This window comes from Terrisporobacter othiniensis, assembly GCF_000808015.1.
GTDB classification, from domain to species: domain Bacteria; phylum Bacillota; class Clostridia; order Peptostreptococcales; family Peptostreptococcaceae; genus Terrisporobacter; species Terrisporobacter muris.
Genome location: NZ_JWHR01000038.1, coordinates 1 through 13,328 on the forward strand (window position 1 = coordinate 1; position 13,328 = coordinate 13,328).

The following is a 13,328-nucleotide window of genomic DNA, read 5'->3' on the forward strand; positions in this document are numbered from 1 at the left end:
GTCGATAATTATCATATTATATAAAAATTCATATAAAAATATGAAGTATAATAAATAAAAAGTGACAAAATAGTTTAAATGAAGAAATAAATTAATTGTGTGTATATATATACAATGTTAATAAATTGATTATTTATTAATATAAAAAAGATAGATGTAATAAAAAATTACTTCTATCTTTTAAGATTTCTAAATTAAACTATTAAAATTATGCTTGGTTTATAGAACCGAATAATTCCATTTTTTCTTTAACGCATGCTTTTATAGCATCAACGCCTGGAGCTAATAATTTACGAGGGTCAAATCCTTTACCTTGTAAATCTTTTCCTTCTTCTATGTATTTACGAGTAGCTTCAGCAAATACTAATTGGCATTCAGTATTAACATTGATTTTAGCAACACCTAAAGATATAGCTTCTTTTATCATATCTTCTGGTATACCAGTTCCTCCATGTAATACTAATGGCATATCTCCTGTAGCATCGTTTATTTTTCCTAATGCTTCGAAGTTTAATCCAGCCCAGTTAGAAGGATATTGACCATGTATATTACCTATACCAGCAGCTAAGAAGTCTATTCCTAAGTCAGATATAGCTTTACATTCTTGAGGGTCAGCTATTTCACCAGCACCTACAACACCGTCTTCTTCTCCACCTATTGAACCAACTTCAGCTTCTATAGATATACCTTTTGAGTGAGCTAACTCAACTAATTCTTTAGTTTTAGCAACATTCTCATCAAATGGATAATGAGATCCATCAAACATTACTGAAGAGAATCCAGCTTCTATAGTTTTTAATACTCCTTCATAAGAACCGTGATCTAAATGAAGAGCAACTGGAACAGTTATATTTAATCCTTTTATTAATCCATTTACCATTCCTACTACTGTATCATATCCACCCATGTATTTTCCAGCACCTTCAGATACTCCAAGTATAACAGGTGAATTGTTTTCTTGAGCAGTCAATAATATTGCTTTTGTCCATTCTAAGTTATTTATATTGAATTGACCTACTGCGTATTTTCCTTCTCTTGCTTTAATTAGCATTTCTCTTGCAGAAACTAACATATTTAAACCTCCAAATTTTAATTAAGTTTAAAATTTATAAAACCTACCCATCATTTATATTATATAACTAAAATAAAAAAGAGTATAGGGTAAATTATAATAAGCAAAAACTTAAATTATAATATATAATAGTGATTATGTTATTTTATATGAAAATAAATTATTTAAATAAAAATGCTTCTTAAGGAGGTAAATATAATGGCAAAAAAATTAAGAGTAGATAAAGTTCTGTCTAATTTAGGATATGGAAGTAGAGCAGAATTGAAAATGTACTGTAAAAAAGGATTAGTTAAGGTAAATGATAAAGTGATATCCAATCCTGGGACGCAAGTTGATACAGATATTGATAAAATAGAATTTAATAATGAAGTAGTACGATATAGAGAATTTGTTTATATAATGATGAATAAACCAGATGGATATTTATCAGCAACTTTTGATAAAAGAGATCCAATAGTTTTAGATCTAATAGATCCATCCTACTTAACATTTGAACCATTTCCAGTTGGAAGGTTAGATAAGGATACAGAAGGTCTTTTAGTTTTAACTAATGACGGTCAACTGGCTCATAGAGTATTGTCACCTAAGAAACATGTTCCTAAAACATATTATGCAAAAATAGAGGGAATAGTAACACAAGAAGATGTGAAAGCATTTGAAAAAGGTGTTACTTTAGATGATGGATATGAAACTATGCCTTCTCAACTTAAAATTATAGAAAGTGGGGACGTATCAGAAATAGAACTTACTATACATGAAGGAAAATTCCACCAAGTAAAAAGAATGTTTGAGAGTGTGGGCAAAAAAGTAGTATACTTGAAAAGACTGTCTATGGGTAAATTAATTCTAGATGAAACATTAAGTCTAGGTGAATATAGAGAATTAACTGATAAAGAAGTTAAATTAATAGAAGAAAGATAAGATAGTGGAGGAAATTATAGTGAAAAGAAAAGATGTAATTGAATTTGAAGTAGGCTCTATGGAGTTTGGAGGAGAGTCTTCAACTTTAATAGGAAAAAGAAAAATAAAAATGAAGGGCGGAATTACAGGTCAAAAAGTAAAAGCTATTGTTAAAAAAGCAAGAAGTGAAAAGGCTGAAGTAAAACTACTTGAAGTATTAGAAAATTCACCACTAGAAACTTCTCCAGTATGTAAGCACTTTGGACAATGTGGAGGATGTTCTATATTATCTGTTCCTTATGAAAAACAATTAGAAATAAAATCAGAACAAGTTTTAAAATTATTTGAAGAGCAAGGAATAGAAGGATTTGAATTTTTAGGAATAGAAGGAAGTCCAGTAGAAAGATTATATAGAAATAAAATGGAGTATACTTTTGGAGATGAAGTAAAAGGTGGACCTCTTACTTTAGGAATGCATAAAAAAGGAAGACATCTAGATATCATAACTGTTGATGATTGTAGATTAGTAGATGAAGACTTTATAAAAGTATTAAGTTCTACAGTTGAGTATTTTGTAGGAAAAAATCTTCCTTATTATAGAATAAATTCTCATCAAGGTTATTTGAGAAATTTAGTTGTTAGAAAAGGTGTAAATACTAATGAATTAATGGTTAATATAGTAACAACTACTCAAGAAGATTTTGATATGAGTGAGTATAAAGATATGATATTAAACCTTGGAACAAAAGCAGAAGTGGTAAGTATATTACACACTATAAATGATGGACTTGCTGATGCAGTTAATTGTGATGAGTTAAGAATTTTACATGGAAGAGACTATATAGAAGAAGTAGTTTTAGGACTTAGATTTAAAATATCTCCATTCTCATTCTTCCAAACAAACACTAAAGGTGCTGAAAAATTATACAACATAGCTAGAGAATTTGTGGGAGATCATGAAGGAAAAGTATTATTTGACTTATACAGTGGAACGGGAACTATAGGACAAGTTATGGCAAGTGCTGCGAAACAAGTTTATGGTATAGAAATAATAGAAGAAGCTGTTGTAGCTGCAAATGAAAATACTAAATTAAATGGGCTTGATAACTGTGAATTTATAGCAGGAGACGTGGCTAAAGTAGTTAAGAACCTATCTGAAAAGCCAGACTTAATAATAGTTGACCCACCAAGACCAGGCGTTCATAAAGATGCAATAAGAGATATAAGTGGATTTGGTGCTAATGAAATAGTTTATATTTCATGTAATCCTAAGACTTTAGTTTTAGATATAAAAGGATTTGAAGCTTATGGATATAAAGTGGAAAAAGTTAAATGTATGGATATGTTCCCAAATACACCACATTGCGAAACTATAGTAAAATTAAATAAATAATTGTATTTATCAATTAAAGTCTAATTATCTCTAATAAACTTTAATTATAATCTGTTAAAATATGATTAAATTTAAGGAATAGAACTGATAAAATGGAAGACAAAATAAATATAATTAGAAGTAATGTAAGTACAGGGATTAATCAATATATTGATTAATCCCTGTACTTACATTTTAATCAAATTTTAGGGTAATTGTAATGAAGGTTTGGTTATTTTAAGACTTAGAAATCGACACTTTTTATTAATTAAACTCTAATTTAACTTTAGAAAGTTGGATATTTTACTATAGCTCATGATAATAAAATTAAAATATGATTTAGTGCTTATACTAGAAACATAATAATTGTAAAGTTTTGTAGAATGTCTTGATACAGTGAGGTATAATCACAAGCGACAAATATGATATAATGTGAAAAAAGAGTAGGAATAAAGTAGAAGTCTATAACCACAAATAAAAGAAGATTTGGAGAGGAGTGTCGAATGAAATGTTTATATTTCCATGGTATACGTTAAACGATCAAATTAAAATTACATCAAATGCCAGTAGGGAAGAAAGGTTACAGATGAAAAGAACAGACCGTATGAGATATATGAACGTGCCGTTTGCTATTAATATTATGTCAGGTAACCAATATGAAGAAAAACAAAACATTTCTTTTGGAGGAATAAGTGAAGGAGAACGATTTACTGCTAGGCAAAAAACACAATGTAAAGAACAGGTGGATGGAAAAATGATTTTTCCAAGTGAATGGGGAATTCAAATGCATCAACATGATTATTTTGAATTAATGTATGTGCTAGAGGGAAGTGTGGAACAAAAAATTGAAAATAGCACTTACATATATAAAAAAGGACAGGCTTGTTTTATCAATCGTAATACAAAGCATTGTGAAATATCAGGAAAGGATTTTTCTGTAGTTTATTTATGCTTGTCAAAAGAATATGTTAGAAGGTTAATAGAGATGACAAGTAATTCTTCAGGTATGATTTACCGATTTCTGAACTCTAACTTGCAAGAAAAAGCTACTTATAAGAAAGATTATTTGTTTTTAAATGCGTTTCAAAATGAAGAGGTTATTAAGTGTACATGTTATTTATTTGAAAAAATGACAAAAGAATTAGAGGAGAAGAATCCAGGGTACTTATTTATTTTTCACGGTTTAGTAGAAAGGGTCTTTAATATTTTACAAGATAAAAATAAGTATCAGCTTTTATATGTTTCCTTAGATTCTACTGTAGAAGAAATACTTTTCACACGGATTAAAGATTTTATTGAAGAAAACCCAGGAAAGTGTTCCAGACAGGAGATTTCTACAAAATTAAATTATAGTGGGGATTACTTGAATCGAATCGTAAAAAAATATACGGGGCTTAATATTACACAGTATTGTCAAAAGGTTGCACTAAATGAAACAAAAAGGCTATTGCGCGAGGGTAATATGAGTATTTCAGCTATTATTGATAAGGTTGGTTTTAAAAATCATAGTTATTTTTATGAACTTTTTAAAAAAGAATTTGGTGTGCTACCAAGTGAATATAGAAAAATGCATAGATAAACAGGTCTGAATATGATATAAGAATATATAATATGTCGTGTTTACAACAGTATTTTTCTCACAATATGTGTAGTAAGATTAATATTAGAAATTGATTGTACTATACAAGGGGGGAAGACATGCAAATAATAGGAAAAAATGTAAATATGTCTCAAGTGTATGAAGGAGAAGTAAAAGGTCGTGAGATGTTTGGTCATGCCATTGCAGGTTTTGGACAAAATCTTATTTTTGGATTATGGAGTAGCTATATGCTTGTCTTTTATACAGATATTTTCGGTATTTCAGCAGGAGCAGCAGGCATTATTATGTTACTGACAAGAGTATGGGATGGATTTAATGACCCTATGATGGGATCTATTGCTGACCACACTAGAACCAAATGGGGAAGATATAGACCATGGCTTTTATTCATGTCACCGATTATTGTAATTTTTTTAGTACTAAATTTTAGTTCACCAGACTTATCACCTGTAGCTAAGATCGTATACGCAAGCATTACTTATGTTATGATGAGTATGGCATTTACAGCAGTAGATGTTCCATATTGGACTATGCCAGCTGCAATGTCTGCAGATGTACAGAAACGCTCTAGAATTATTAGTTTTTCTCGTATGTCAACAACAGTAGCAACAACAGTTCTTGGTGTTATCGCAGTACCTTTGATTAATGCATTTGGTCAAGGAGATATGAAAAAAGGTTATATGATGACTGCACTAGCAATTGGTCTTGTTGGAGCAAGCTTTTATCTGATTGGATTTGCGAATATTAGGGAACATGTACAGCCAATAGCAAATCAGAAAATTGGTTTTAAGAGTTCTGTAAGGGCAATTGTTCGAAATAAACCACTATTATTATTACTTGCTTGTGGTTTACTTGGAAATACTGGGACAATGTTAAAACAGGGTATGGTAATCTACTATGTACAGTACTGTGTTGGTGATTTTAATTTAATACCAATTTTTAGTGTATTATTTTTACCAGGTATGATTTTAGGTCTTGCAATTGCACCAATATTTACGAAAAGATTTGATTCGAAAACTGTATTTATTGGTTCTAGAATTTTTGGAATTGTAGTAGACGTTATCTTCTTCTTTGCAGGATTTAGTAATATTCCACTTACAATGTTCTTGTATGCATTAACAAGTATTCCACTTGGAATTTCATCAGTAGTTTCTGCAACTATGCTTACAAATACAATTGAGTATGCTGAGTGGAAATTTGGAAATCGTCAGGAAGGTTTAATCAGCTCCACACAAACTTTAACAGCAAAAATTGGAATGGCATTAAGTGTTGGTGTTACAGGACTTGTTTTACAAATTGCAAACTATGTACCAAATCAGGTGCAGACACACGAAACACAGATGATGATTCATGGAGCATTTACTTTATTCTGTGCGGTAGTAGGTTTACTTGGAATTATTCCAATGCTATTTAATAAATTTACAGATAAAAGACATGCAGAAATTGTGAAAGAGTTAGAAGAACGTAGAAAACAAGCAAGACAGTAAAAAGGAGTGACTATATGAGAAATAAACAAAACTTTGATAGGGATTGGACATATATAATTGATGAAGTAGGTCCACTGGCAAAAACATATGCTAAAAGTGGAATAATTGCTGGTATTACAAATGCGGTAGATGGTGAATTGTTTGAACCATTTGCAGGAGCTGGCAACATGATAAGAGCTTTGCAAGATATTCTACCTGCAGGTGACGATGCAAAGGAAAATGTCGATGCTGCTAATATGTTAATGGGAAATCTTCCTGAAAAGGCTAAATCGGCAAAGGATTGGAAAAAGGTAAACTTACCACATGACTTCCGTGTAGAGATTGGTGTATCAGATGATGCGACAAACTGGGCACAAGGATATATTCCTGATGGTATTGCATATTATAGAAAAGCATTTAAAGTATCGAAAAGTTTACTAGGAAAACGTATAGTATTAGAATTTGATGGTGTAATGCGTAATGCATCTTTCTGGTATAATGGTTGTTTTATTGGAGATCATTATTCAGGATATACTGGATTTCAATTTGATGTAACAGAACTTACTAAGTATGGTGATGAAGAAGGGGATAACGTTATCTTGGTTCGTTGTGATACTACAAATGGAAGTGAAGGATGGTGGTATGAAGGCGGTGGTATTTATCGTCATACATGGCTGACAACTTATGAAAATATTCATGTGGATCGTTGGGGTGTATTTGTAAAGCCAATAGTAGAGGGTAAAAATGCAAATCTTGAAATAGAAACTACTGTTTGTAATGAAACTTTTGAAGAAGCTAAATATACAGTACGTACCGTGATTACTGATCCAACAGGAAAAGAAGTTGGAATTGTAGAAACAGAAGGAAATCTTCCAATCTACGGGAAAGAGACATTAAAGAGTTATTTGAATCTAAAGGATGTTTTCTTATGGGATTGTAGTAATCCATGTCTTTATACAGCTACTACTGAAATTTTTGTATCAGGGGAGTTAGTTGATAATTATAACACTACATTTGGTATCCGAAGCATTGCCTACACAGAACAAGGCCTTTTATTAAATGGTGTACAGACACCTTTATACGGAACTTGTTTCCATCAGGATTTTGTAGGAGTAGGTGCTGCTATTCCAGATGCAATTCAGAACTATAAGATTCAAAAAATTAAAGAAATTGGTTTTAATGCATTTCGTTCTTCGCATAATCCAGCAACCTTAGAATTATTGGATGCTTGTGATCGCTTAGGTGTTTTAGTAATTAATGAAAATCGTATTATCGAAACAACAAAGCATAGAATGGAAGATTTAGAAGAATTGATTAAAAGTTCAAGAAATCATCCATCTGTTTTTGCATGGAGTATGTCAAATGAAGAAATTTTTGCAGGAAGCTATCAGGCATTACGAATTTTGGATAAAATGTTACCATTTGCAAAAAATTTAGATGATAGTAGGTTATTCTTATCTGCAGAAGCTTTTCTTTCTGGGGAAATGGCAGCAAAATATGGATTAGAACTTTATGATGTGTTTGGAATGAATTATGCAGAATCGGCGTTAAATGATAATCAGATAAAGAAATTATCTTCTGAATATCCAGGTATGAAGTTCCTTAGTACAGAAAGTGCGTCTTGGTATACAACTAGGGGTATTTATGAAGATAATAAGGAACGTGGACATTGTTCTAGCTATGGAACTCGCTATGTTATGATGGGTGGAGAAGGCGGCCCAAATGCAGGAGGAACTGCAAAACCATGGAGAACTTGGAATTTCTATGAGGAAAATCCAAAGACGGGAGGGTTCTTTATATGGACAGGTTTTGACTATCGTGGAGAGCCAACACCATTAAAAGATTATCAGGTATGCTCAAATTTTGGAATCATGGATACTTGTGGTTTCCCAAAAGATGACTGTTTCTACTATCAGGCACGAATGAAAGAAACACCAATACTTCACATTATGCCACACTGGACATGGGATAAAGAAGGAGATATAAAAGTAATTCGCTTATATACAAATTGTGATGAGGCAGAACTGTTCTTAAACGGTAAATCATTGGGAAGAAAACCATTAGAAGAAGATTGGATTCAGTTTGACGTTGAATACCATCCGGGTGAATTATTGGCAGTTGGGTATCGAGGAGGAGAAATAGTAGCTCGTGATATACAAAGGACTGCTGGAAAACCTGTAGCAATTCATATGACAGCAGATCGTAATGTAATTCACGGCGATGGTATGGATGTTGCCTGTGTAACTGTATCTATAGTAGATGAGCATGGAATTATTGTTCCAAATGCAGAAAATAATGTAACATTTGATGTATCTGGGGCAGGTTATTTATTGGGACTTGGAAATGGTGATCCAGGATGTAGAGAGAATGATAAGGCATCAAGTAGACATGCTTTTTCAGGTTTGATTCTTGCCCTCGTTCAATCTGAGGAACAAACAGGAAAAATCAAGGTTCGTGCAACTTCACCAGAGTTGGAAGCTTGTGAACTTGTATTAACAGCACAATAAAAGATATAAAAAGTGCAAACATAGCGTGTCATGTTTGCATTTTTTATGTTAAATTTAGAATAGGTTTAACATATTTTATATAAATTGAAGATTAATTTAATATTATACTTTGTAATATAATAATTATGAGAATGAAAACTTTAAGATTAGTAGGAAGATTTAGGGTATTTGTATTAAGAATGCTAAATTTGCATATATGAATCTAAAACTTTATATTATGTTTTGTGAAATATAGAAAAATAAAATTATATATCTCTATAAAATTTAATAGTAACATGATAATGAAAACCTTTTATTTTAATGTTATACTAGAGAAAACTGCTAAATTTTTAACAGTATTACTTAGGAACTAATTCTTGTTTCTAATGACAAATAGGGGGGGAATTAAACATGAAAATAACTGAAGGATACATGCCTTTTGAAGGTTTCAAAACTTATTATCGTGTAGTAGGTGAAGCAACAGAAGGTAAAAAACCATTAGTACTACTTCATGGAGGGCCAGGCTCTACACACAACTACTTTGAAGTATTAGACAAAATAGCTGAAAGTGGTAGACAAGTAATAATGTATGATCAAATAGGTTGTGGTAATTCATTTGTGGAAGGTCATCCTGAATTATTCAATGCTGATACTTGGATAAAAGAACTTATTGCATTAAGAGAACATTTAGGGCTTGATGAAATTCATTTATTAGGACAATCTTGGGGAGGAATGCAGGCTATTTGGTATGCACTTGAGTACAAACCAAAAGGAATTAAGTCATATATTCTTTCATCTACTCTTTCTTCTGCAAGCCTTTGGGAAACAGAGCAAAAAAGAAGAATATCATATATGGATGAAGCTGATCAAAAAGCTTTACTTGATGCAGTAAATACAGGAGATTATTCTAGTAAAGAATATAGTGATGCTTTAGATAAATTTATGAAAATGTATTGTGCAGGCGAGGTAACTGAAAATGATCCAGAATGCTTAAGAAGACCTAAGAAATCAGGAGCTGAAGCGTATGTTGTAGGATGGGGACATAATGAGTTTTCTCCATCAGGAACACTAGCTGGATATGAATTCACGGATAGATTACATGAAATAGAGGAACCTTGCTTAATAACCAATGGAGCAATTGATTTGTGTTCACCATATATTGCAAAAACTATGTATGATAGAATTCCTAATAGCAAATGGGAATTATTCCAATACTCAAGACATATGCCTTTTGTAGAAGAAAATGAAAGATATATGAAAGTTTTAAATGAATGGTTAGAAGCTAATGATTAATAAGTAATAATAAAACTTAATATGGAAGATATTAAGTTTAACTATTAAAAAATAGATAATTACAAAAAGAGAGATTAAATAATATTTATTTACTCTCTCTTTTTATTTTAGGGTAAGGTGAAAAGCTCCTAGGATTCTCATATGTTGATAAACAAATAAAAATATGTTAGAATATGGAATAAAATGGTTAATTTTAATTATTATGAAATGAGATAGATATAATGAAAGATAAGTTAGTAAATTTTACAAAAACAATGATTTTTTCTCATTTATTTAATCAAAAATTAAATAATAAGGTTTGGGTTTTTTCTTCTACAAATAACGAAGAATTTAATTATAACTCTAAATATCTTTTTATATATGTACTAGAAAATGAAAAGGATATAACACCATACTATGTGATAAATGATGATAATGAACGAGAGAGATTAAAAAGAAAGTATGGAGAATCATTTTTCATTGAAACAAAAACATTAGAAGGAATTAAGACAGTATTATCAGCAGGCGTTTGGTTCACATCAGCAGGACTTCCTTTATATGGAACTAAATTTAACAACAATAGGCAAATCATAAATTTATGGCATGGAGTTCCCTTAAAAAAAATTGCATTATTAGAAAACAATTATAGTAAATTAAAAAAAATATATTTTAAAACAATATTCTCAAAGAATTACTCATATATACTAACAACTTCAAAAAATTTAATTAATATTATGAAGGATAGTTTTGGTGTGGATGAAAGAAAAGTAAAAGTATGGGGTCAACCTAGAAACGATGTAATATTTAAGAATGTAAATAAAGATATTTTAGAATCATTAAGTTTATATAATGATAAATATAATAAATTAATATTATATGCTCCTACATATAGAGATAATGAAGAAACTTGTTTATTTCCTTTTGAGGACTTTGATAAAAATAAGTTAGAAGAATTCTTAGAAACCAATAATATTTTAATTTATATACATACACATATGAATGAAAGTAGCAATATATCAAAATATCTAGGTAAAAGAATAAGAGTTTTAGAAGATGATAAAATAGACGATATTATGGGGATATTGAATGTATTTAATATTTTAATTACAGATTACTCTAGTATTTATATAGATTTTTTATTGCTTAAAAGGCCTATTATATTTTTGCCTTATGACAAAGAGAAATACTTATCAAAAAGGGGATTTAATTTTGATTATGATAAGGTTACACCAGGGCATAAGCCAGAGACAATGAATGAATTTATGGGTGTTTTGGATGAAATATTTGCAGGAAGGGATTTATATAAAGAAGATAGAGAATTAGTAAATGATATATTTAATGAAATTTCATATCCATGTTCAAAAGAAATATGTATGAATGTAAAAGGAATTTTAGAAATTAAGTAAGCTTTTAAATAAATTAGGGGGATTTAATATGAAGAAAGTAATTACTTATGGAACATTTGATTTACTACATTATGGTCATGTAAATCTATTAGAAAGAGCTAAAAAATTGGGAGACTATCTGATAGTTGTATTATCAAGTGATGAATTTAATTGGAATGAGAAACATAAAAAATGTTATTTTTCTTATGATGAGAGAAAGAGACTGTTAGAGTCTATTCGCTATGTAGACCTTGTTATACCGGAGACTAGTTGGGGTCAAAAAGTAGAGGATATAAAAGAATTTAAGGTGGATACGTTTGTAATGGGTGATGATTGGAAGGGAAAATTTGATTACCTATCTGAATATTGCAAAGTGGTATATTTGCCAAGAACACCTGAAATATCAACTACTCAAATTAAACATGATTTACAAGGAGTTAAATAGGAGATAGCATAATGTTAGAATATATGAAGCAGATGATAATAAAAATATTAAGTATTAATCCCTATACAAAGCAGTTATGCGTTAAAATGTTAAATTATAGGAAAAAGATAAAATATTTAAGAAAATTTTATGGTAAAGGACCTATTGATGATAAATTAATAATATTCGAGTCTTATATGGGTAGACAATTTAGTTGTAGTCCAAAATCACTTTATAAGGCAATGTTGAATGATGAGAGATATAAAGATTTTATTAAAGTTTGGGCTTTTAAAAATCCTAAAGAATATGAATATTTATTAGAGGATGAAAATACTATATTAGTAAAATATCGTGGTGCAAAATATTACAAATATTACTCTTCAGCTAAATATTGGGTAACGAATTCAAGGATACCAAATGAGATTAAAAAGCATCCAGATCAAGTATATATCCAATGTTGGCATGGAACACCGCTAAAAAAATTAGGGTTAGATATTGAAAATTATACAGGCACTAAAATATCTACAAAAGATTTACATGATAATTACAGAATAGATGCTGAAAGGTATAGTTATTTAGTATCACCATCAAATTTTTTCAAAGAAAAAATAACATCAGCATTTGGATTAAAGGAAATAGGAAAAGATAATATTTTTATTGAAAGAGGATATCCAAGGAATGATTTTCTTTATGAGTTTACAGAAGATGATTGCAAGAGGATAAAAGAAAACTTAAATATTCCAATAGGTAAAAAAATTATATTATATGCCCCTACTTGGAGGGAAAATCAACATGAGCCTGGAGTAGGATATACTTATGATTTAGGCTTGAATTTTGACATATTACAGAAAGAATTAGGAGATGAATATGTAATTTTATTTAGAGCTCATTACTTTATTAGTAATGCTTTTGACTTTGAAAAATATAATGGATTTATAGTAAATGTATCAAATCATGATGATATAAATGACTTGTATGTAGTGAGTGATATGTTAATAACAGATTATTCAAGTGTATTCTTTGATTATGCAAATTTAAGCAGACCAATTATTTTCTACATGTATGACTTTGAAGAATATAAAAATAAAATGAGAGATTTTTATTTATCAGTGGAAGAACTGCCAGGACCAATAGTAAAAGATGAAATTAATCTATTAAAGGAAATTAAAAAATTAAATACGGAATTTGTATACGGTGAAAAGTATGAAAAATTCAATAATAGATTTAATCCGCATAGAAAAGCATGTAGTCAAGATGTATTGAATGAATTTATATAAATAAACTTACTTAGGGAAAGGGATGTGAAAACATTCCTTTTTAATTGTAAGGAGTTTATATTTTGTTTAAAATC

The 13,328-nt window shown here is 30.0% G+C and carries 10 protein-coding genes; 9 read left to right on the plus strand and 1 reads right to left on the minus strand.

Annotated elements, in window-relative coordinates; all coding sequences use genetic code 11:
• Positions 1-208: 208 nt before the first annotated feature.
• Positions 209-1,072 carry a class II fructose-1,6-bisphosphate aldolase gene (gene fba, locus QX51_RS03085; RefSeq protein WP_039678450.1) on the minus strand — a complete coding sequence of 288 codons (864 nt, stop codon included), beginning with the start codon at positions 1,070-1,072 and terminating at the stop codon, positions 209-211.
• A gap of 198 nt (positions 1,073-1,270) precedes the next feature.
• On the opposite strand from fba, the gene QX51_RS03090 reads away from it, so the two are divergent.
• From QX51_RS03090 to QX51_RS03130, 9 genes are all read left to right on the plus strand, one after another.
• Complete coding sequence (locus QX51_RS03090) at positions 1,271-1,993, plus strand: pseudouridine synthase (protein ID WP_039678451.1); 723 nt, start codon at positions 1,271-1,273, stop codon at positions 1,991-1,993.
• A 19-nt stretch (positions 1,994-2,012) separates the two neighbouring features.
• Positions 2,013-3,365, plus strand: a complete 1,353-nt coding sequence (gene rlmD, locus QX51_RS03095; RefSeq protein ID WP_039678452.1) for a 23S rRNA (uracil(1939)-C(5))-methyltransferase RlmD — start codon at positions 2,013-2,015, stop codon at positions 3,363-3,365.
• Positions 3,366-3,930: 565 nt separating this feature from the next.
• A complete protein-coding gene (locus QX51_RS03100; RefSeq protein ID WP_161791893.1) occupies positions 3,931-4,923 on the plus strand; it encodes an AraC family transcriptional regulator in 993 nt (330 codons plus the stop codon).
• 119 nt (positions 4,924-5,042) lie between these two features.
• The gene (locus QX51_RS03105) at positions 5,043-6,431 is read left to right on the plus strand and encodes an MFS transporter (RefSeq protein WP_052232852.1); all 1,389 of its coding nucleotides are present in this window, start codon (positions 5,043-5,045) and stop codon (positions 6,429-6,431) included.
• 14 nt (positions 6,432-6,445) lie between these two features.
• On the plus strand, positions 6,446-8,917 hold the full coding sequence (locus QX51_RS03110; RefSeq protein WP_052232853.1) for a glycoside hydrolase family 2 TIM barrel-domain containing protein: 2,472 nt from the start codon (positions 6,446-6,448) through the stop codon (positions 8,915-8,917).
• 390 nt (positions 8,918-9,307) lie between these two features.
• Complete coding sequence (gene pepI / locus QX51_RS03115; RefSeq protein ID WP_039678454.1) at positions 9,308-10,189, plus strand: proline iminopeptidase; 882 nt, start codon at positions 9,308-9,310, stop codon at positions 10,187-10,189.
• A 221-nt stretch (positions 10,190-10,410) separates the two neighbouring features.
• Complete coding sequence (locus tag QX51_RS03120; RefSeq protein WP_052232854.1) at positions 10,411-11,574, plus strand: CDP-glycerol glycerophosphotransferase family protein; 1,164 nt, start codon at positions 10,411-10,413, stop codon at positions 11,572-11,574.
• Positions 11,575-11,602: 28 nt separating this feature from the next.
• Positions 11,603-11,998 (plus strand): glycerol-3-phosphate cytidylyltransferase, encoded by a 396-nt coding sequence (tagD, locus tag QX51_RS03125; protein WP_039678455.1) that lies wholly within the window; start codon positions 11,603-11,605, stop codon positions 11,996-11,998.
• An 11-nt stretch (positions 11,999-12,009) separates the two neighbouring features.
• Positions 12,010-13,254: a CDP-glycerol glycerophosphotransferase family protein gene (locus QX51_RS03130; protein WP_052232855.1), complete on the plus strand. Its 1,245-nt coding sequence runs from the start codon at positions 12,010-12,012 to the stop codon at positions 13,252-13,254.
• The last annotated feature ends 74 nt before the right edge of the window (positions 13,255-13,328 follow it).